Raw genomic sequence first — 20,874 nt, 5'->3', positions numbered from 1 at the left:
GCGACCGCTCGACCTTCAGCCTTGACTTATATAAGCGAGCGCTTCAATACTGAGGTGTGGGCGCTTTCGACATCCTGGGAGACCCCGTCCGGCGACGCATCCTGGAGCATCTCGCGCGCGGTGAGAAGTCCTCGGGCGAGATCGCGGCGCTGGTCGGCGAGGAGTTCGCGATCAGCCAGCCGGCTGTCTCGCAGCACCTGCGCGTGCTCCGCGAGAGCGGGTTCGCGACGGTACGTCCAGACGGCACGCGTCGCCTGTACGCGCTCGACCCCGGCCCGCTCGACGAGATCGACGACTGGTCCGCACAGCTGCGGCGGTTCTGGGAGAACCGCCTCGACGCGCTCGGCACCGAGCTCGCCAGGGGCGCCCGCGCCGCCCGCGACCGTACGCACAACAACGGCAGCACCGACGACACGAGGAGAAGCTCATGAAGGACATGCTCGACGAGATCACCGCGGTGCGCCGCAAGGTCGCCGACGGCACCCTGCCTGCGGGCGAGGCGAAGGTGGTCGCGCTGTCGCGGACGTACGACGCCCCCGTCGAGGACGTATGGGATGCGGTGACGAACCCCGAGCGCATCCCGCGGTGGTTCCTGCCGATCAGCGGAGACCTCCGCCTCGGCGGCACGTACCAGCTCGAGGGCAACGCCGGCGGCGAGATCCGCGTGTGCGACTCCCCTCGCCGTCTGGTCGTCACCTGGGTGATGGGCGAGCCGACACCCGAGGACACCTCGCTGGTCGAGGTACGGCTCGAGCCCGTCGACGAGAAGACCACCCGCCTCGACCTCGAGCACACGGCCGTGGTCCCGCCCGAGATGTGGGACCAGTTCGGGCCTGGCGCCACCGGGGTCGGCTGGGACCTCGCCCTGCTGGGCCTCTGGGCGAACCTCAACGGCATCCCGATCGGCTCGCCCGAGCAGATGGACAAGGACCCCGACGTCCGCGCGTGCATGACCGCGAGCAGCGACGCGTGGGGCGAGGCCCTCGCCGCGACCGGCGCGACGCCCGAGGACGTCACCGCCAAGGTCACGGCGACGACCGCGTTCTACGTGCCGCCGCTCGGCTGACCGTCGTCGCCGGGCTCAGACCGACAGCGTCGGCTTGACCTCGACCAGGCGGGTGAGGAGCCCGCGGACGAACGTCGGCGAGTCGTCGGTCGACAGCTCGGCGGCGAGGTTCGCGGCCTCCGAGACCGCGACCGGGTCGGGGACGTCGTCGCGGTAGAGCACCTCGTACGCGCCGATCCGCAGCAGGTTGCGGTCCACCGCGGGCATCCGCTCGAGGGTCCAGCCCTCGGCGTACTCCGCGATCAGTGCGTCGATGCGGGCCCCGTGCTCGCGCACGCCCTCGACGAGCTCGATCGTGTACGGGTTGACCGGGGGGTCGGCGGCAGCGACCCTCCGGTCGAGGGTCGCCCCGACCGCACGGCTCTGCAGCTCGCTCTCGAACAGGACGTCGAGCGCGCGCTTGCGGGCCTTCGTGCGTGAACCGGCCATCAGGAGCTGACGCGGCCCAGGTAGGAGCCGTCGCGGGTGTCGACCTTGACCTTCTCGCCGGTCGTGATGAACAGCGGGACCTGGATCTCGCGACCGGTCTCGAGCTTGGCGGGCTTGGTGCCGCCCGAGGAACGGTCACCCTGCAGGCCGGGCTCGGTGTACTCGATGGTCAGCTCGACCGACGCCGGGAGCTCGATGTAGAGCGGGTTGCCCTCGTGCATCGCGACGACGGCCTCCTGGTTGTCGAGGAGGAAGCCCGACGCGTCACCGACGACGCTCTCCGGGAGCTCGTACTGGTCGTACGTCGCGGTGTCCATGAACACGTACGAGGTGCCGTCGTGGTAGAGGAACTGCATCGTGCGCTTGTCGACCGAGGCCACGTCGACCTTGACGTCGGCGTTGAAGGTCCGGTCGACGACCTTGCCCGAGAGCACGCTCTTGAGCTTGGTGCGGACGACGGCCCCGCCCTTGCCGGGCTTGTGGTGCTGGAACCACACGACGGACCACAGCTGCCCGTCGAGGTTGAGCACCATGCCGTTCTTCAGGTCGTTCGTCGTTGCCATCAGGCGAGCTCCAGGAGGTCTTTGGTCGCGACCGTGAGCAGCTCGGGAGCGCCGTCGGTCACGACGAGGGTGTCTTCGATGCGCACGCCACCGCGACCGGCCACGTAGATGCCAGGCTCCATCGTCAGGGCTGTGCGACGTTCCAGTCTAGCGGGCGCCTTCGCGCTCAGGAACGGGTCCTCGTGGATGCGCAGACCGACCCCGTGACCGAGACCGGTCGTGAACGCCTCCAGCCACCCCGCGTCGGCGAGGACCTGACGGACGAGGGCGTCCACGTCAGCGACGGGCGCTCCCTCGCGGCACGCGTCGACACCGGCCTGCTGGGCCACCCGCACCGCCTCGTAGATCTCGCGCTGCCAGGCGTCGGCCCGGCCGACGACGACGGTGCGCGTGCAGTCGGCGTGGTAGCCGTCGACACGGGCGCCGAAGTCGATCTTCAACAGCTCGTCGCGGCCCACCGGGCGGTTCGTCGGGTCGTGGTGCGGGATCGCGGTGTTCGGGCCGGAGGCGACGATCGTCTCGAACCCGATCGCCTCCGCCCCCTTCGCATACATCGTCCACTCGAGGTCGCGGGCGATCTCGCGCTCGGTACGCCCGAGGAGCGGCCCGGCGAGAACCTCGTCGAGCGCCTGGACCGAGATGTCGCAGGCGCGCCGCAGCGCGTCGAGCTCCTCCTCGTCCTTCACCACGCGCAGCTGCTCGACGGCGCGCCCCAACGAGACGAGCTCGACCTCGCCGAAGCGCTCACGCGCCTCGTCGTAGTCGTCGACGGTGAGCGCGTGGGTCTCCACCCCGACACGCTGCGCTCCCCCGGTCTCCTTGCTGAGCGCGCCGAGCAGGTCGCGGTCGACGACCACCTCCACGTCCGGCGCCTCCTCGGCAGCCTGGTCGCGGTAGCGCCCGTCGGTCGCCAGGACCGCCGAGCCGTCCTCGCTCACCCGCACCGCCCCGTTCGAGCCGGTGAAGCCGGTCAGGTAGCGGACGTTGACCAGATCGGTGACGACGGCCGCCGCGAGACCACGCTCGCGCAGGATCGCGGCCAGCCGTCCACGGCGTGCGACGTGCTCGGTAGGCATGCGGCCACCCTACGTGGGAGCGGACTAGCCCGAGATCTCCGCGTACGCGGCCGTCAGCAGCGCGGGATCCGGACCTGCGTAGATCGTCGGCTCGGCGAGCGCGTCGAGCACCACGAACCGCAGCTGGGACCCGCGCGCCTTCTTGTCCACGCGCATGCCGGCCAGCAGCTCGTCCCAGACTCCCGGGCGGTAGCCGGTCGGCAGCCCGACCATGCCGAGCACGTCGCGGTGGCGCTGCACGAGAGCCGCGTCGATCCGCCCGTCGAGGCGGGCGAGCTCGGCGGCATAGACCATGCCGATCGCGACCGCGGCGCCGTGCCGCAGCGTGTACGCCTCGTACCGCTCGATCGCGTGGCCCAGCGTGTGCCCGTAGTTGAGCGCCTCGCGCCCGATCGTGCCGTCGGCACCGGTCTCGTTGAGGTCCGTCGCGACGACGCCCGCCTTGACCTGGATGCCGCGCTCGATGACCTCGCGCAGCACGTCGCTGCGGACGTCGAGCACGGCCGCGGGCTCTGCCTCGACTCGCTCGAGGATGACCGGGTCCGCGATGAACCCGCACTTGACGACCTCCGCGAGGCCCGAGCGGACCTCGTTCAGCGGCAGCGTCGTGAGGAGGGCGAGGTCGCAGAGCACGCCAGCCGGCTCGTGGAAGGCCCCCACGAGGTTCTTGCCCTCGACCGTGTCGATGGCGGTCTTGCCGCCGACCGCAGCGTCGACCATGCCGAGCACCGTGGTCGGGATGAGGACGTGCTCGACGCCGCGCAGCCACGTCGCCGCGACGAAGCCGGCCAGGTCGGTCGCCGCTCCCCCGCCGACCCCGATGATCGCGTCGGAGCGCGTGAAGCCCGCGCGTCCCAGCACCGACCAGCAGAACGCCGCGACGTCGCTGGTCTTGGCCGCCTCGCCGTCGGGGATCTCGATGGCGTGCCCCTCGACGCCGGAGGCCGCCAACGACGCACGGATGGCCTCGCCGAGCGCGCGCATCGACGCCGGGTGGATCACCGCGACCCGCTCCGCGGACTCGGGCAGCAGACCCGGGAGCTCGGCGCTGAGTCCGGTGCCGACCACCACGTCGTACGGGGCGTCGGTGGCGACGTGGATGCGGGTGTGTTCGGCCACGGGCGGTCTCCTCGATCGTGCGGACGGTCGGTGCTGCTCAGGCGAGCAGTCGCAAGATCTCCTCTGCGACGTCCTCGGGAGTGCGTCCGTCCGTGCGGACGACGTGCGTCGCGACGGACTCGTACACGGGACGGCGCGCGTCGAGCAGGGTCTTCATCTGCGAGCGTACGTTCCCCAGGAGCAGCGGACGGGACGAACCGAGACCGACGCGTGCCGCGGCGTCGGCGAGACCGACATCCAGGAAGACGACGACCTGGTCCTCGAGCGCGCGCTGCGTCTCCTCGCGCATGACGGCGCCACCCCCGAGCGCCAGCACGCCACGGTGCTCGGCGAGCGCGTCGCGCACGGCCTCCACCTCGATCTCGCGGAACCGCTCCTCCCCCTCGGTCACGAAGAGGTCGGCGATCGTCGTCCCGGCCGCGGCCTCGATGTCGCTGTCGGTGTCGCGCGCGGCGACGCCGAGCGCCTCGGCGAGCAGCGCGGCCACCGTGGACTTGCCGGCGCCGGGCGGACCGACGAGGACGACGACCGGGCGCACCTCCGTGCTCACGCGGGCGCCAGGGCCGCGAGGTACGAGGCCACGTTGCGGGCGGTCTCGGTGACCGAGTCGCCGCCGAACTTCTCGAGCAGCACGTCGGCGAGGGTGAGGGCGACCATCGCCTCGGCGACGATGCCGGCGGCCGGGACCGCGGCCACGTCGGAGCGCTGGTGGTGCGCCTGCGCCGGCGCTCCGGTCCGGACGTCGACGGTGCGCAAGGCGCGGGGGACGGTCGCGATCGGCTTCATCGCGGCGCGCACCCGCAGCACCTCGCCGGTCGACATGCCGCCCTCGGTGCCTCCCGAGCGACCGGTGGCACGGCGGATGCCGTCGTCGGTGCCGACGATCTCGTCGTGGGCGAGCGAGCCACGCGTACGGGCGAGCTCGAACCCGTCACCGAGCTCGACTCCCTTGATCGCCTGGATGCCCATGAGCGCGGCCGCGAGGCGGGCGTCGAGCCGACGGTCCCAGTGGACGTGGCTGCCCAGACCCGGCGGGAGCCCGTGGACGACGACCTCGACGACGCCGCCGAGGGTGTCCCCGTCCTTGCGGGCGGCGTCGACCTCGGCGACCATCGCCGCCGAGGTCGCGGGGTCGAGCGTGCGGACCGGGTCGGCGTCCAGCCGCTCGACGTCGGCGGCGGTCGGGACGAGACCCGCCGGTGCCTTCACGGAGCCGAACTCCACGACGTGACTGACGATGCTCGCCCCGCAGGCCTGCTCGAGGAACGCGGCGGCGACCGCGCCGAGCGCCACCCGCGCGGCGGTCTCGCGGGCGCTCGCACGCTCGAGGATCGGCCGCGCCTCGTCGAAGCCGTACTTCTGCATGCCGACCAAGTCGGCGTGCCCGGGCCGCGGCCGGGTCAGCGGCGCGTTGCGGGCGATCCCCTGGAGCTCGTCGGGGTCGACGGGGTCGGCCGACATGACCTTGTCCCACTTCGGCCACTCGCTGTTGGCGATCCGCAGGGCGATCGGGCTCCCGAGGGTGAGGCCGTGGCGGATGCCGCCGACGATCTCGAGCTCGTCGGCCTCGAAGTTCATCCGGGCCCCACGTCCGTACCCGAGCCGGCGTCGCGCCAGCGCGTCGGAGATCGTCGCGCTCGTCACGGCGACACCCGCAGGCATCCCCTCGACCACAGCGACCAGTGCAGGACCGTGGGACTCACCGGCCGTCAACCAACGAAGCATGGGGCCAAGTCTGTCATGCGTGCCTCGGCGTCCCGTCACGGTCTCGCAGCGCGGATCAGCCCCACGCACGCAGGAGTGTGCTGCCCCACACCGCACCCGCCCAGGCGCCGAGCATCATGAACGGACCGAACGGGAACGCCTTGCGGTCGACCACCCCGAGCGCGCCGAGCGCGAGCCCCCCGACAGCACCCAGGACGAAGCCTGCGTACCCGCCGACGACCAGCTCGGCCCAGCCGAGCGCACCGAGGCAGAGGCCGAGCAGGCCGGAGAGGCGGACGTCGCCGTACCCGATCCCCCGGGGGGCGATCAGCCACAGCAGGAGGTACAGGCCCCCGACGGCCACCCAGCCGACCCCTGCGCGTGCGAGGACCGCCGTGTCCGCGGCCAGGGCCGCGGCAAGGAGCGCGAGGACGACCGCAGCGGGATAGGCGGGGAGCACGAGGCGCTTCGGCAGCAGCCGCGTGTGCCAGTCGACGTACGAGAGGGTCACGCCGAGCACGACGAACGCGACCCAGAGCGGGAGGGCCGGGTCGAGGCCGAGCTGCCAGCCGAGGGCACCTGCCAGGACGGCCGACGCCCCCGCGAGCCAGAGAGCCAAGTGCGGGCGGTCCGCGAGCTCGGCGTACGGGATCTTGACCGGACGCGTGGTGACCGGATGCTCCGGCACTGCGCTCTCGCCTTTCTCGTCCGCGGCCGTCTCGTCCGGCGCCACCGGCTCAGGCTCGGGGAGACGCGCGACGACCCGGGGCGCGAGCAGCGCTCCGAGCGCTGCGACGGCAGCGGCCAGGAGAGCGGCGACGGCGGGCTCGGGCACGCTGGAACGATAGCCGGGCGGGCTCCAGGCAGGAGGAGTTGTCCCCAGGCGGACGCGGTCGGCGCGCCTGTGGAGGGCGCGTCCTGATCGCCGCAGGGTGTCGGCACGAGGCGATAGCGTCGTACACATGTTCGACGCCACCCCCGCTGGAGAAGCCTCCGGACGCCTGCTCGACGCGCTCGTGGAGAGAGTGCTCGGTGCGGTCGAGTCTGCACGCTCTCGTAACGCACGACACCACGCGTACGACGCCGCGCTGGGCGCTGCCGAGATCGACGTCGTCGCGGTGTGTGAGGAGACGGTGCGCATCGCCCAGGGGATTCAGGCCGACGCGGTGCTCGCGCTCGACTCCCGTCGTCGCCGCGCGATGGCGACCGCCGACGAGACGACAATCACCCGCTCGTTGTTCACCGAGATCGCCCTCGCTCGTCAGGTGTCCACACCTGCCGGGGAGCGGACGTACGCGCTCGCCCAGGCACTCGAGCTGCACCCGCAGACGCACGCCCTGCTCCGTGCCGGCACGATCTCGCAGGCGGTTGCCGGCGCCGTCTGTCGGGAGACGACCTACGCGTCCGTCGACGACCGCGGGCGCGTCGACGCCGAGATCGCCGCCTCGCTCACCGAGCTGTCCCCGCGTCAAGCGGCCAAAGAAGCACGTCGGCTCGTCATGGCGGCCGACCCGCACGCCGCGTACGAGCGCACGGTACGAGCACGCGAGGACCGCTCGGTCACCTTCTCCCCCGAGCTCGACGCGATGGCGTCGCTGACGGTCTACGGTCCGGCCGAGCAGGTCGCCTCGGCGTTCCGGCGCCTCGACGACCAGGCGAGCGCACGTCGCGCCGACGGCGACCCTCGTACGATCCGTCAGCTCGTAGCCGATCTCGCGATCGAGGCACTGACCGGTGAACGCGTCAGCGCGGACGGGACGAGCGCGGTGCGGGCAGAGATCGGCGTCGTGATGCGGCCCGAGTCGCTCTTGTCTGCCGATACCGCGCCCGCGACGTTGGCCGGTTACGGGCCGATCCCCGCCGAGCTGGCCCGCCGGCTCGCCGCCTCCGACGCTGCCTGGGTCCGTCGCTTCTTCACCGCACCGGACGGCGAGCGCCTCACCGGCTCGGACCCGCGAGCGCGCCGTTTCAACGCTGCCGTACGGCGGCTCGTCCGCACTGTCGACGGGCAGTGCCAACGACCCTGGTGCGACTGCCGCATCCGCGACGTCGACCACGCGGTGCCCTACGCGCGCGGCGGCCCGAGCACCCCGCAGAACGCGCAAGGCGTGTGCCAGGCGGACAACCTCGCCAAAGAAGGGCCCGGGTGGCGCGTCACTCCGGTCGACGGCGAGGGACCCGCGGACGAGGCGCTCGCACGAGCTGTGCGGTGGCGGACGCCGACGGGTCACACGTACGCGACGCGCCGCCGCGAGCCGCTCGGCGTTCCGACTCGTGACCAAGAGCAGCGACCACCGACCTCGTCACGCAGGGTGGAGGCACCGCAGGAGGACACGGGGTCGGCCATCGAGCGGAGCCTTGCCGAGCTGCTCCGCGCTGCCTGACGACCGACGACCTTGCTCGGCGCCCTCGGCATGCGCCCGATCTGTGGCGTGCGTCAGTGTCTCGTGAGTGCGCCGAGTGCCGCGTCGCGCAGCACCGAGGCGGCGACCTCGCGTCCGGTCATCAGCCGGACCTGCGCGGCGGCCTGGTGCGCGAGCAGGTCGAGACCGGACGCGACGGGCACGGCCTCGGCCTGCGCAGCGCGCGCCAGCGGCGTCGGCCACGGGTCGTAGATCACGTCGAACACCGCGTCGCACCGAGTTGCGAGGCCTTGTGCGTACGGCGCGACCGCGGCGGCCGGCACGGTCGAGACGACGACCTCGGTCGACCGCGGCAGGTCGGGCCCGATCCCGGTGACCTCCACGGCGAGCGGGGCGACGTCACCGCCGGGGGCCTCCAGGCGTGAGGCAAGCTCGGCGGCACGGTCCAGCGCGCGTACCGCCAGGGTCACCCGGCGGAGGCCCAGGTGACGCAACGCGGCGATCATCGCCTCGGCGGTCGCCCCGGCGCCGATCACCACCGCGTCCTCGACCTCGTCGACCCCGCGTTCGCGCAGCGCGGCGATGCCGCCCGGCACGTCGGTGTTGAAGCCGTGCCGGCCCTCGACGTCGACGATCACCGTGTTGACGCCGCCGACCTCACGCGCGGCGGGCTCGACCGTGTCGAGGTACGGGAGGACCGCACGCTTGAGCGGCATCGTGAGCGAGAGGCCACGCCACTGCTCGTCCAGCCCGGCGAGGAAGGTGCCGATCCCGTCCTCGTCCACGTCGAACGCGTCGTAGGTCCAGTCGTGCAGCCCGAGCACCTCGTACGCCGTCCGGTGCATGACCGGTGACAGCGAGTGAGCGATGGGACTGCCGAGGACCGCGCAGCGCGGCATCAGCACCCCCCTTGCTCACGGCAGTTCTGACGCAGCTCCTCCACGTTCTGCTGGTGCTCGCTGTAGCTCTCGGCGAACTTCGTCTCGCCCGACTCTGCGTCGACGAGCGTGAAGTACAGCCACGCGCCGTCCGCAGGATTGAGCGCAGCCTCGAGCGCCTCCTCACCAGGGTTGCCGATCGGGCTCGGCGGCAGTCCGGGGTACTTGTACGTGTTGTACGGCGAGTCGATCTCGCGCGACTCCGCACTCGTCCAGACGCTGCCGTCCTTGCCGCTCACGTAGTGGATGGTGGAGTCCATCTGGAGCGCCATGCCGTCGTCGAGCCGGTTGTAGATCACCCGCGCGACCTTGTCGTAGTCGGCCGTGCCCGCCTCCGCCTGCACGATGCTCGCGACCACGATCGCGTCGTGCGCGGAGATGCCGAGGGCCTTCGCGCGGGCCTCGAGGTTCAGATCGTTCTCGAGGGCGACCGCCTTGCTGACCATCTCCTGGAGGAGCGACAGCGGCGTGGCGTCAGGACCGACCATGTACGTCGCCGGGTACAGGTAGCCTTCCGGGTTCCCTTCGGCCGCGGCGGGGAGCCCCAGCTCGGGGTCCTTCAGCGCGGCGTTGATCTCCTTCTTGGTGAACTCGGTCTTCTTCGCGATCTGGCCCACGACCTGGTCTACGCGCGCGCCTTCGGGGACGCCGATCGAGGCGTCCACGCGGCTGGCGGGGTCGACCAGCGCCTGGACCGCCTGCGAGGCCTGCATCTGCTTGCGGAGCTGGTAGAAGCCGGGCTGCACCTGGTTCATCTCCGGCGCGCCGGCGGCCGCGTCGAGGAACGCGTCGACGCTCGCGACCACGTCCTTCGCCTTGAGCTCGCGGCCCATCGCCGCCACCGTGTCGCCCTGGCGCACCTCGATGACGACGCTGCCGGTGCCGGGCCCCGGGTAGTCCTCGGGACCGCCGAAGAAGTCCCCCGCGAGTCCGACAAGCTTCGACGCGCCGAGGTAGCCCGCGACGCAGACGGCCGCGACGATCAGCAAGAGGAAGAAGCAGCCGGGACCGCGACGCTCCTTCTTCGCGCGTCGCGCCGCCCGGTGGCCCGCGGGTCGACGATCACGCTCCGGCATGAGTCCGATGTCGCTCATCGAGCCGCCTCGACGAGCTCGCCAGGGACGCGTCCGCTGGTCCGCTCCACGTCGAGGGCCGACTGGAGGATCACGACGGCGGCCGCCTGGTCGACGACGGCGCGCTGCTGCTTGGCCTTGCGCCCGGCCTGACGCAGGCTCTGCTGTGCGGTCACGGTCGACATCCTCTCGTCCACGAGCCTGACGGGCGTCGGAGCGGAGGCTGCAGCCAGCTGCTCGGCGTACGCCCGCACCTTGCGAGCGGCCGGCCCCATGCCCCCCGAGAGCGACCGTGGCAAGCCAACCACAATTTCGACGGCTTGACGATCATTCGCGATGACCAGAATGTCGCGGATCGAGTCCGGGCCCGCCGTCACGGTCTCCACCGGCGTCGCCAGGATCCCCGAGGGGTCGCTGGCGCTGACGCCGATCCGCACGTCGCCGACATCGACGCCGATGCGGACCCCGTGCCGCATGTCAGGCCGCACCGTGGAGCGCGCGACGGACCGCCTCGACCGCCTGCGGAGCGGCCGCGACCTCCGAGCCACCGCCCTGCGCGACGTCGGCCTTGCCGCCGCCGCGACCACCCAGCGACTCCATCGCCGGCCTGATCAGCTCGCCTGCCGCCAGGCCTGCGGACCGGCCTGCCTCGTTGACGGCGACCACGCAGGCCGCCTTGCCGTCGGCGGTGCCGACGACCGTCACGACGGCCGGGCGCGACCCGTCGAGCCGTCCGCGCACGTCGAGGGCGAGCGTACGGACCTCCTTGGCGCCGAGCCCCTCCGCGACGTGCCCGACGTAGGCGACACCGTCCACGTCGTCCGCTCCTGCAGCGAGGTCGCCCGCCGATGACAGCAGCGCCTCGGCGCGCAGCTTCTCCATCTCCTTCTCGGCGGTGCGCAGACGGCCGACCAGGTCGGCGACCCGACCCGGCACGTCGTCGCGCGTCACCTTGAGCAGGTCGGAGACCTGAGCGACGAGGTCGCGCTCGCGGGCGAGGTAGGCGAAGCCCTCGAGGCCGACCACGGCCTCGACACGCCGGTTGCCGGCGCCGACCGAGCTGTCGGACGTGAGCACGACCGTCCCGATCTGCGAGGAGCGCGACACGTGCGTGCCGCCGCAGAGCTCGCGCGACCAGGGACCGCCGATCTCCACCACGCGGACGTCCTCGCCGTAGGTCTCCCCGAACAGCGCGAGAGCGCCGAGCTCTTTGGCCCGCTCCAGCGGCATCACCGCGGCGGTGACCTGGAGGTCCTCCCGCAGGGCGACGTTCGCGGCGTGCTCGACGTCGCGCAGCTGCTCAGGCGTCAACGCGCTCGACCAGCCGAAGTCCAGACGCAGGTAGCCGGGACGGTTGTACGAGCCGCTCTGCAGCGCAGTCGGGCCGAGCACCTCGCGCAGCGCCGCGTGCACGACGTGGGTGCCCGAGTGCGCCTGGCACGCACCGACACGCCACTGCGGGTCGACGTCGGCCTGCAGCGCCGCCCCCTCGGTCAGCTCGCCCTCGAGGACGCGGACCTGGTGCACGACGAGGCCACGCACCGGACGCTGGACGTCGAGCACCTCGGCCCGGCCGCCGTCCCACACGAGGACACCGGCATCGGCGTTCTGCCCGCCGGACTCGGCGTAGAACGGGGTGCGGTCGAGGACGACCTCGGCGATCTGGGACTCCCCCACCGCCGGCGTCCGCCCGGACTCCTGGATCAGCGACCGCACCTGCGACTCCGTGCTGAGCCGCTCGTAGGCCAGCCACTCGGTCGGCCCGTACGTGTCGAGCGCGTCGCGGTAGATCGAGGTGTCGGCGTGGCGTCCCTTCTTGGACTTCGCGTCCGCCTTCGCGCGGGCACGCTGCTCGGCCATCAGCGCACGGAAGCCCTGCTCGTCGACGGCCAGGCCCTGCTCAGCGGCCATCTCGAGCGTGAGGTCGATCGGGAAGCCGTACGTGTCGTGGAGCTGGAAGGCTTTGTCGCCCGTGAGGACCGTGGCGCCCTGCGACTTGGCGGAGTCGGCCGCCAGGTCGAAGATCTGGGTGCCCTTGGCGAGGGTCTGGCGGAACGTCTCCTCCTCGGCGTACGCGACCTGCGAGATGCGGGCGAAGTCCGAGGCGATCTCCGGGTACGAGCGCGACATCTCGTCACGGCTCACCGGCAGCAGCTCCGGCAGGGCCGGGTCCTCGTAGCCCAGCAGACGCATCGACCGCACGGCGCGGCGCAGGAGCCGACGCAGCACGTACCCGCGGCCCTCGTTGCCGGGCGTGACGCCGTCGCCGATGAGCATCAGGCCGCTGCGCACGTGGTCGGCGATGACGCGGAAGCGGACGTCGTCCTCGTGCACGGCGCCGTAGCGCTTGCCCGAGAGGGCGGACGCCTTCTCGATGACCGGGAAGACCTGGTCGATCTCGTACATGTTCTGCTTGCCCTGCAGCAGGTACGCGACGCGCTCGAGGCCCATGCCGGTGTCGATGTTCTTGCTCGGCAGCGGCGCGAGAACGTCGAAGTCGGCCTTGCTGCGGACCTGGCTGAGCTCCTCCTGCATGAACACGAGGTTCCAGATCTCGAGGAAGCGGTCCTCGTCGACCACCGGGCCACCGTCGGGCCCGTACTGCGGGCCGCGGTCGATGTAGATCTCCGAGCACGGGCCGCCGGGGCCCGGGACACCCATGTGCCAGTAGTTGTCCTCGAGCCCGCGGTCCTGGATCCGCTCGTCGGGCAGCCCCGCGATCGACTTCCACGCGTTGCGCGCCTCGATGTCGGTCGGCAGCACCGTGACCCACACCTTGTCGGGGTCGAAGCCCAGTCCACCGTCGGCGACGGAGCCCGTCACCAGCTTCCATGCCAGCTCGATGGCGCCTTCCTTGAAGTAGTCGCCGAACGAGAAGTTGCCGTTCATCTGGAAGAACGTGCCGTGGCGGGTCGTCTTGCCGACCTCTTCGATGTCCTGGGTGCGCACACACTTCTGGACGCTGGTGGCCCGCTTGTACGGCGGCGTCTCCTGCCCGAGGAAGTAGGGCTTGAACGGCACCATGCCCGCGTTCACGAAGAGCAGGTTGGGGTCGTCCAGGAGCAGCGATGCCGACGGCACCACCGTGTGGCCGTTCGACTCGAAGTGCTCGAGAAACCGGCGGCGGATCTCCGCTGTGTCCATGGAGAGAAGCAGTCCTTACTCGTGGTGCGGGGGAAGCTGACGCGAGGCGTCAGGATGACGCGATGCGGGAAGAGCGCGGGCGAGCGCCTCGGGTGGCAGGCCGAGATGCTCGGCGACCTCGGCCTCGCGCACGCTCATGCCGGCGCGAACCTCTTCGGTGAAGGCCTGGAGGCCGACCTGCCAGGCGGCGACCTGGTCGACGATCCCCGTGGGCGTGAACCGGTCGGCCAGGCGCTTCGCCTTGAAGGTCCCGTACACCCCGGCGGTGGTGCCCGCGACGAACCACAGAACGCGGCCCTTCATCGTGTGCCCTCCTGCTCGGGTGTCGTCGGGGTGCCGGGCCACGACGTGACCTCCGGAGACATCGACGCCGCACGGGCCGCCTGACGCGCAGCACGCCGGCGGATCTTGCGACGACGGCGGAACTCGCGGCGGACGATCCCTCGAATCCGGTCCCGGCTCTCTGGTCGTAGCGCGTGCATCAGCCCGTGACTCAGCACTGCGCCACGGACCAGCGGACGTCCCATGGTAGCCGCCACCACCTGCTGCTCCGAAGGAAGGACGATCACCGTGCCCTCCTGCGTGACCACCGCACGCTCGTGCGGCAGGACCTGGCGGGCCTGCGGGAGCGGCGTCGGGGCGTAGACGACCTCCGCCGAGACCACCTCCGGCTCCTCCGCCCGCTCATCGCTGGTCGAGGAGCCCGAGCCGCCCTCTCCGCTGGTCGAGTAGCCCGAGCCGCTGGGCGGGGGCGTATCGAGACCCCTCGCCCCCCGCACCTCGGCGCGCAGCTGGCGCAGCGTCCGTAAGGCGATCAGCGCGGTCACCGTGGCGACGGCAGCCGCGACGCAGGCCACGACGGTCACCCAGGTCTCGATCGGCATGGGGCCGACCCTACCGACCGGGTCCGGGTCAGTCACCCGAGCGCTCCCCGTGGTCGCGGAGGATCTCGCGCAGCCGCGCGACCCGCTCGGCGTACGCCGCCTCGGCGCCGCGGCCCGTCGGCCGGTAGTACTCCGCGCCGTCGATCTCGTCCGGCGCGTACTGCTGTCCGACGACACCGCGCGGGTCGTCGTGGGCGTACTTGTAGTCGTGGCCGTGCCCGAGCTTCTTGGCACCGGCGTAGTGGGCGTCGCGCAGCGCGGGCGGCACCGCGCCGGCCTTCCCCGCGCGGACGTCGGCGGTGGCCGCCGCGATCGCCTTGTACGCGGCGTTCGACTTCGGCGCCAGCGCGAGCGTGATCACGACCTGAGAGAGCGTGAGCGCCGCCTCGGGGAACCCGATCATCTGGACGGCCTGCGCTCCGGCGACCGCCGTCTGCAGGGCCGTCGGGTCGGCGAGGCCGATGTCCTCGCTCGCGGAGATCATCAGGCGACGCGCGAGGAACTTGGGGTCCTCCCCTGCCTCGACCATCCGCGCCAGGTAGTGGAGCGCGGCGTCCACGTCAGAGCCTCGGATCGACTTGATGAGCGCGCTGGTGACGTCGTAGTGCTGGTCGCCCTGGCGGTCGTAACGGACCGCCGCCCTGTCGACGGCGTTGGCCGCGTCGTCCACGGTGATGCGCTCGCGGTCCTGCGCCTGCGCGGCGCCCGCCGCGGCCTCCAGGTAGGTCAGGGCACGCCGCGCGTCGCCACCGGCCAGGCGTACGAGGTGGTCGCGGGCCTCGTCCTCGAGGACGACCGCACCCGCCAGACCGCGCTCGTCGGTCACCGCGCGCTCGACGAGGGTGGCGACGTCGTCGTCGCTGAGGGGCTCCAGCGTGAGCAGCAGCGACCGTGACAGCAGCGGCGAGATCACGGAGAAGTGGGGGTTCTCGGTGGTGGCGGCGATCAGCGAGACCCAGCGGTTCTCCACGCCCGGCAGCAGGGCGTCCTGCTGCGCCTTGGAGAAGCGGTGCACCTCGTCGACGAACAGGACCGTCTCCCGACCGCCCTGCGCGAGCATCCGGCGCGCGGAGGCCAGCGTCTCGCGCACCTCCTTCACACCGGCCGAGACCGCCGACACCTCGACGAACCGCCGGTTGGTCTGCTGGCTGACCAGCGAGGCGAGGGTCGTCTTGCCGGTCCCGGGCGGCCCCCAGAGGATCAGCGACATCGACTGGTCGCCGTGGACCATCCGCCGCAGGGGCGAGCCGGCGCGCAGCAGCGCCTCCTGACCCACCAGCTCGTCGAGGGTACGCGGGCGCATCCGGACGGCCAGGGGTGCCGCCCGGTGTGCCGCATCGGTCAGGCTGCCGCCTCCCGAAGGCGCAGGGGCGACGTCGGGGACGTCGAAGAGCCCGTCGGAATCCACCTGCCCAGCCTACGCGGCCGGGTCACCCGCTCTGGTCGACGTACATGTCGGCGAAGACGGGCATGCCGAGCAGCTGGTTGACCGCCATGCCTCCGACGCGGCTGCCGTGCGCGAGCACGACTCCCCCATGGCCAAGAACGACCGCCGGGTAGTGCTTGCGTCCGATCCGCTCGTCGAGAGCGCCCCACGCACGCGCCGCCTCGGCGCCGCTGAGCGTGTCGAGGATCTTGTCGATGGCGACGTCGACGTCGCGCGCGACCAGCATCGCGGGGTTGGGCCGGGCTGGGTCGTCGACGATGTCGCCCGACCACTGGGCAGGGAACCACGACGACCCGGTGGGCCAGTCGGAGCACCACCCCGAGTCGACGACGTTGTGCGGGCCGTCGGGGTCGAGCTGCATCGCCCGGATCTGCTTCGCGGTGGTCGCGATCGGCTGCGGCTCGAATCCCGCCCGCCGCAGCGCCGTCACGACGGCGTCCTTGATCGCCACCTTCTCCGGGAGGTCGCTCGCGTAGTACCAGCGCACCGCGAACCCCACCTCACCCGCTTCTCTGAGCAGCGCACGGGCGCGTTGCGGGTCGGTGCGCCGGCCTCGGTTGCCGAGCGCGTCGTACGCACGGCGCCCGGCGGTCCCCGGTGGCAGCAGCGTGGTGCCGGGGAGCCGTGTCGTCCCCACCGCCTCGCGCCCCGCCTTCCAGGCGGCGTCGTACGGATAGGCCCAGCCGATCGCCTGACGGACCCGCCGGTCGGAGATCCTGCGCGTGTCGAGGTACCAGAGGTAGGTGCACGGGGTCCCGGACGCGACGAGCCGCTCCGGCGCGTCGTCGCGCATCCGCTGCAGCGTCTGCGCCGAGACGGAGTCGTACGAGAGGGCGTGCTGCGCGTCGCCGGCGTCGTCGACCAGCAGACCGTCGATGCGGTCGGGGTCCTGGCCCCACAGGAACGTCCACCCGTCGGCGTACTGGTGGCGCGCCGGATCGGTCGCCGGGTCCCAGCGGGGGTTGCGGACCAGCGTGAGCGTCGTACGGTCGCGCAGCCTCGACACCTTGTAGGGGCCGGTGGCGACCGGGCGGGAGCCGTACGCTCCCGGGTCCGTGTCGGCGCGGCGCGGCACCGGGGCGAACTGCGGGAACGACGCGAGGTAGGGCATGTCGGCGAACGGGCGGCGCATGCGGAACGTGATCGTGCGGCCCCGCACCTCGATCGCGCGGAAGTCGTCGCCGGCGTACCACTGCGGCTCGTAGCCCTCGCGACCGCGCAGCTCGGCCTTCGTCGCGTACGGGCCGCGGTAGCGGTCTCCGTCGAGGAAGAACGTCCGGAGGTACGCGGGCGCCCCCGGCAGCTCGGTGGTGGCGAAGGCGCGCTTGACGCCGTACGCCACGTCGCCCGCGGTCACCGGCACCCCGTCCTCGAACGTCACGCCGGCCCTCAGGGTGAAGGTCCACGCGGTGTTGTCGTCGTTGGGTGTGCCGAGGTCCGTGGCGAGGTCGGGGACGAGCACCATCCGCCCCGTGTCGGGGTCGCGGGCGAACTGCGTCAGCGAGCGTGTGACGAGGCCCGACAGGATCGCCCGGGTGTCGGTGAACGACGAGCGCGCCGGGTCCAACGTCTCCGGGACCTGCGCGCTGAGGACCGTGAGCGTGCCGCCGCGTGTGGCTCCGTCGACCTCCGGTGCCGGGGCCTGCGCGTCGGGGTTGCGTGCGCTGCCCTCGCGCCCGGCCGCGACGTGGTCAAGCCTGGTCGCCGTCGTCGGTGACGACCCAGCGTCGTCACCGACGGTGCAGCTGACGACGAGCGCCGCCACACCGCACAGCGCGAGCACGCGCCCGAGCCGGCGTCCCACCCTGACCTCCTCGTCGCTCACCCCCCGGACGAGGACCGCGGGGCGCTCACAGGAGCCTAGGCGAGGGGGCTGACAGGTCGCGACCACGCGACGATAACGATCCGCCGCATGGTCGCCACCAAGAGGGTTGCCGCTACTCGGCGCTCCCCGGCGGCGGGGCGTCGATCCCCGCCTCCTTGCGCTGGGCCGCCGTGATCGGCGTCGGCGCACCGGTCAGCGGGTCGGCGCCCGACGCCGTCTTCGGGAAGGCGATCACGTCGCGGATCGTGTCCGCGCCGGTCAGCAGCGCCACCACCCGGTCGATGCCGAGGGCGATGCCGCCGTGCGGCGGCGGGCCGTACTGGAACGCCTCGAGCAGCCACCCGAACTGGCCCTGCGCCTGCTCCTCGGTCAGCCCGAGGACCTCGAAGACGCGCTCCTGCATCTCCGAGCGGTGGATACGGATCGACCCGCCGCCCAGCTCGTTGCCGTTGAGCGTGATGTCGTACGCCTGGCTGAGCGCGGCGCCGGGGTCGGAGTCGAACGTGTCGGCGTACTCGGGCGCCGGCGCGGTGAACGGGTGGTGGATCGACGTCCACGCGTCGTGCGTGTCGTCACCGACGAACTCGAACATCGGCGCGTCGTTGACCCAGAGGAACTCCCACCGGTCGTGGTCGATCAGGCCGCAGCGCTCCCCGATCTCCACGCGGACCGCCGCGAGCAGCGCCTTCGCGTCGTTGTACTGGTCGGCGGCGAAGAAGATGCAGTCGCCCGGCTTCGCGCCGGCGTGGGCGACGAGGCCCTCGCGCTCGGCGTCGGACAGGTTCTTCGCGACCGGGCCGCCGAGCGTCCCGTCCTCCTGCACCAGCACGTACGCGAGCCCCTTCGCACCGCGCGCCCTCGCGAACTCCTGCCAGGCGTCGAGCGTGCGACGGGGCTGGTCGGCGCCACCGGGCATCACGACCGCACCGACGTGCCAGTGGCGGCCCTTCGGCGCGAAGACGCGGAAGGGCGTGTCCTTGAAGTAGTCGGTGAAGTCCACCAGCTCGCACCCGAAGCGCATGTCCGGGCGGTCGATGCCGAAGCGCTCTACGGCCTCGCGGAACGACATCCGCGGGATCGGGACGGGGATCTCGTACCCGAGGATCTCGCGCCAGATCCGGACGAGGATCTCCTCGGTGAGGGCGTAGACGTCCTCCTCGTCCAGGAAGCTCATCTCGATGTCGAGCTGGGTGAACTCCGGCTGGCGGTCGGCGCGGCTGTCCTCGTCGCGGAAGCAGCGCGCGATCTGGTAGTAGCGCTCCATCCCGGCGACCATCAGCAGCTGCTTGAACAGCTGCGGCGACTGCGGGAGCGCGTACCAGGTGCCGGGGCGCGTGCGCGCGGGCACGAGGAAGTCACGTGCGCCCTCCGGCGTCGACGCCGTCAGGTTCGGCGTCTCGAACTCCAGGAAGCCGCGCTCGGCCATCACCTCGCGGATGATCCGGGTGACCGCGGCACGCGTACGCAGGTTCTTGGCCATCTCGGCGCGGCGCAGATCGAGGTAGCGGTACTTCAGACGCACCTCCTCGCTGACCGGGCTGGCGTGGAACTCCTCGACCGGGAACGGCAGCGGGGCCGACTCGCTGAGCACCTCCACGGTGTCGGCGATCACCTCGATCTCGCCCGACGGCAGGTTCGGGTTCTCGTTGCCCTCGGGTCGGCGCTCGACGGTGCCGACGACCTTGAGGCAGAACTCGCTGCGCAGCGGGCGGGCGACCTCCTCGTCGCGGATGACCACCTGGGCGACACCCGAGGCGTCGCGCAGGTCGAGGAACGCCACCCCGCCGTGGTCGCGGCGTCGCGCCACCCAGCCGGCCAGCGTGACGCGGGTCCCGGCGTCGGTGGCGCGCAGGCTGCCTGCGTCGTGGGTGCGGATCACGATGTTGCTCCTCGGGTCTCGAATGGGGTGTCGAAGGTGGTGACGACGGCGGGACGGAGGTCCTCGGCCGGCGGGGTCCAGGTGTCGGCGTCGGCGTCGGCCTGCTCGCCGCTGCGGATGTCCTTGACCTGCTCACCGGTGTCGCCGACGGCGGGGAACCAGACGTACGGGATGCCGCGCCGCTCGGCGTAGCGGATCTGCTTACCGAACTTCTGCGGCGCCGCGGCGACCTCGGCGGGGATGCCACGCGCACGCAGGCGCCCGGCGATCGCGTTGCTCTGCGGGCGCGACTCCTCGTCGACGAGTGCCACGAGGACGGCCGACGGCACCGAGCGCGACGTCGTGAGGTGTCCGCGCGAGACCAGCGGGACCAGCAGGCGGGTCACGCCGAGCGAGATGCCCACGCCGGGATAGACGTTGCGGCCGTCGTCGGCGAGCTTCTCGTACCGGCCGCCGGAGCAGATCGACCCGAGGTGCTCGAAGCCCTCGAGCTCGGTCTCGAAGACCGTGCCGGTGTAGTAGTCGAGCCCGCGCGCGATCCGCAGGTCGGCGGTGACGCTCACGCCGTCCAGCCTGACCTCCCCGAGCGCGTCGACGAGCGCCGCGAGCTCCTCGATTCCCTCATCGAGCAGCGGGTCGCTCACCCCGATCGCGCGGACCTCGCCGGCGAACGACGAGTCGCTCGTACGGATCGCTGCGAGCGCGAGGCACTTCGAGGCCTGGTCGGCGTCGAGGCCTTCCTTGGCCAGCAGCTCGCGCAGCGCCTCCTCGGACAGCTTGTCGATCTTGTCCATGGCCCGCATGACCGCCGCGGTGTCGGCGACCCCGAGTCCGCGGTAGAACCCCTCGAGCAGCTTGCGGTTGTTGACCTGGATCCGCAGCGGCGGCACCGGCAGGCCCGAGAGCGCCTCGGCCATCACCGTCGCGATCTCGACGTCGAAGTGGAACGGCAGCGCGTCCTTGGCGACGACGTCGATGTCGGCCTGCGTGAACTCGCGGAACCGACCCTCCTGGGGGCGCTCGCCGCGCCAGACCTTCTGGATCTGGTAGCGCCGGAACGGGAAGTCGAGCTTGCCGGCGTTCTCCAGGACGTAGCGGGCGAACGGCACCGTGAGGTCGTAGTGCAGACCCATCCCGGCGTCGCCCTCGCCCTCGGCGGCCTGGAGGCGCCGCAGGACGTAGACCTCCTTGTCGATCTCGCCCTTGCGCAGGAGCTGGTCCATCGTCTCGACCGCGCGGGTCTCGACCGGAGCGAAGCCGTGCAGCTCGAAGATGCGCCGCAGGTGGTCGAGCACGTGCTGCTCGGCGAAGCGGTCGGCGGGCAGGAACTCCGGGAACCCGGACAGCGGAGTCGGACGTGCCAC

General features: G+C 72.0%; 20 protein-coding genes. 3 read left to right on the top strand and 17 right to left on the bottom strand.

Annotated features, from left to right (window positions below; translation table 11 throughout):
* The first annotated feature begins 56 nt into the window (after window positions 1-56).
* Window positions 57-431 carry an ArsR/SmtB family transcription factor gene (locus NYZ95_RS19410; RefSeq protein ID WP_262852992.1) on the top strand — a complete coding sequence of 125 codons (375 nt, stop codon included), beginning with the start codon at window positions 57-59 and terminating at the stop codon, window positions 429-431.
* Window positions 428-1,066, top strand: coding sequence for an SRPBCC family protein (locus tag NYZ95_RS19405; protein WP_262852991.1), 639 nt, complete (start codon window positions 428-430; stop codon window positions 1,064-1,066). The genes NYZ95_RS19410 and NYZ95_RS19405 overlap by 4 nt, the downstream gene beginning before the upstream one ends.
* A 15-nt stretch (window positions 1,067-1,081) precedes the next feature.
* Here the strand turns inward: NYZ95_RS19405 and nusB are convergent, their stop codons facing one another.
* From nusB to NYZ95_RS19370, 7 genes are read right to left on the bottom strand one after another with little or no spacing between them, the layout of a single operon-like run.
* Window positions 1,082-1,495, bottom strand: coding sequence for a transcription antitermination factor NusB (gene nusB, locus NYZ95_RS19400; RefSeq protein WP_262852990.1), 414 nt, complete (start codon window positions 1,493-1,495; stop codon window positions 1,082-1,084).
* Window positions 1,495-2,061: an elongation factor P gene (gene efp, locus NYZ95_RS19395; RefSeq protein ID WP_262853047.1), complete on the bottom strand. Its 567-nt coding sequence runs from the start codon at window positions 2,059-2,061 to the stop codon at window positions 1,495-1,497. The genes nusB and efp overlap by 1 nt, the downstream gene beginning before the upstream one ends.
* A complete protein-coding gene (locus NYZ95_RS19390; protein ID WP_262852989.1) occupies window positions 2,058-3,134 on the bottom strand; it encodes a M24 family metallopeptidase in 1,077 nt (358 codons plus the stop codon). Before NYZ95_RS19390 ends, efp begins: the two co-directional genes overlap by 4 nt.
* Before the next feature lie 24 nt (window positions 3,135-3,158).
* Window positions 3,159-4,253 (bottom strand): 3-dehydroquinate synthase, encoded by a 1,095-nt coding sequence (gene aroB, locus NYZ95_RS19385; RefSeq protein ID WP_262852988.1) that lies wholly within the window; start codon window positions 4,251-4,253, stop codon window positions 3,159-3,161.
* 37 nt (window positions 4,254-4,290) lie between these two features.
* A complete protein-coding gene (locus NYZ95_RS19380; protein WP_262852987.1) occupies window positions 4,291-4,803 on the bottom strand; it encodes a shikimate kinase in 513 nt (170 codons plus the stop codon).
* The gene (gene aroC, locus NYZ95_RS19375) at window positions 4,800-5,978 is read right to left on the bottom strand and encodes a chorismate synthase (RefSeq protein ID WP_262852986.1); all 1,179 of its coding nucleotides are present in this window, start codon (window positions 5,976-5,978) and stop codon (window positions 4,800-4,802) included. The genes NYZ95_RS19380 and aroC overlap by 4 nt, the downstream gene beginning before the upstream one ends.
* 55 nt (window positions 5,979-6,033) lie before the next feature.
* Window positions 6,034-6,792, bottom strand: a complete 759-nt coding sequence (locus NYZ95_RS19370) for a prepilin peptidase (protein ID WP_262852985.1) — start codon at window positions 6,790-6,792, stop codon at window positions 6,034-6,036.
* A 127-nt stretch (window positions 6,793-6,919) separates the two neighbouring features.
* On the opposite strand from NYZ95_RS19370, the gene NYZ95_RS19365 reads away from it, so the two are divergent.
* The gene (locus tag NYZ95_RS19365; protein ID WP_262852984.1) at window positions 6,920-8,341 is read left to right on the top strand and encodes an HNH endonuclease; all 1,422 of its coding nucleotides are present in this window, start codon (window positions 6,920-6,922) and stop codon (window positions 8,339-8,341) included.
* A gap of 53 nt (window positions 8,342-8,394) precedes the next feature.
* Here the strand turns inward: NYZ95_RS19365 and NYZ95_RS19360 are convergent, their stop codons facing one another.
* The 10 genes from NYZ95_RS19360 to hisS form a co-directional block, all read right to left on the bottom strand.
* Window positions 8,395-9,219 (bottom strand): shikimate dehydrogenase, encoded by an 825-nt coding sequence (locus NYZ95_RS19360; RefSeq protein WP_262852983.1) that lies wholly within the window; start codon window positions 9,217-9,219, stop codon window positions 8,395-8,397.
* Complete coding sequence (gene mltG / locus NYZ95_RS19355) at window positions 9,219-10,352, bottom strand: endolytic transglycosylase MltG (RefSeq protein ID WP_262852982.1); 1,134 nt, start codon at window positions 10,350-10,352, stop codon at window positions 9,219-9,221. The genes NYZ95_RS19360 and mltG overlap by 1 nt, the downstream gene beginning before the upstream one ends.
* On the bottom strand, window positions 10,349-10,807 hold the full coding sequence (gene ruvX / locus NYZ95_RS19350) for a Holliday junction resolvase RuvX (RefSeq protein WP_262852981.1): 459 nt from the start codon (window positions 10,805-10,807) through the stop codon (window positions 10,349-10,351). Before ruvX ends, mltG begins: the two co-directional genes overlap by 4 nt.
* Window position 10,808: 1 nt before the next feature.
* A complete protein-coding gene (gene alaS / locus NYZ95_RS19345) occupies window positions 10,809-13,475 on the bottom strand; it encodes an alanine--tRNA ligase (protein WP_262852980.1) in 2,667 nt (888 codons plus the stop codon).
* Between the two features lie 15 nt (window positions 13,476-13,490).
* Window positions 13,491-13,778 carry a DUF6167 family protein gene (locus NYZ95_RS19340; protein ID WP_262852979.1) on the bottom strand — a complete coding sequence of 96 codons (288 nt, stop codon included), beginning with the start codon at window positions 13,776-13,778 and terminating at the stop codon, window positions 13,491-13,493.
* Window positions 13,775-14,359 (bottom strand): hypothetical protein, encoded by a 585-nt coding sequence (locus NYZ95_RS19335; RefSeq protein ID WP_262852978.1) that lies wholly within the window; start codon window positions 14,357-14,359, stop codon window positions 13,775-13,777. The genes NYZ95_RS19340 and NYZ95_RS19335 overlap by 4 nt, the downstream gene beginning before the upstream one ends.
* A gap of 28 nt (window positions 14,360-14,387) precedes the next feature.
* A complete protein-coding gene (locus NYZ95_RS19330) occupies window positions 14,388-15,767 on the bottom strand; it encodes a replication-associated recombination protein A (protein WP_262852977.1) in 1,380 nt (459 codons plus the stop codon).
* Between the two features lie 22 nt (window positions 15,768-15,789).
* Window positions 15,790-17,610 (bottom strand): ABC transporter substrate-binding protein, encoded by a 1,821-nt coding sequence (locus tag NYZ95_RS19325; protein WP_262852976.1) that lies wholly within the window; start codon window positions 17,608-17,610, stop codon window positions 15,790-15,792.
* 133 nt (window positions 17,611-17,743) lie between these two features.
* Entirely contained in the window at window positions 17,744-19,510 is a 1,767-nt protein-coding gene (gene aspS / locus NYZ95_RS19320) for an aspartate--tRNA ligase (RefSeq protein WP_262852975.1), read from the bottom strand.
* Window positions 19,507-20,874: a histidine--tRNA ligase gene (hisS, locus tag NYZ95_RS19315; RefSeq protein WP_262852974.1), complete on the bottom strand. Its 1,368-nt coding sequence runs from the start codon at window positions 20,872-20,874 to the stop codon at window positions 19,507-19,509. Before hisS ends, aspS begins: the two co-directional genes overlap by 4 nt.

It is taken from the genome of Mumia quercus, from assembly GCF_025506335.1.
Classification (GTDB): domain Bacteria; phylum Actinomycetota; class Actinomycetes; order Propionibacteriales; family Nocardioidaceae; genus Mumia; species Mumia quercus.
The sequence above is the reverse complement of the archived record's forward strand: the minus strand, read 5'-3'. Positions and strand labels throughout refer to the sequence as shown.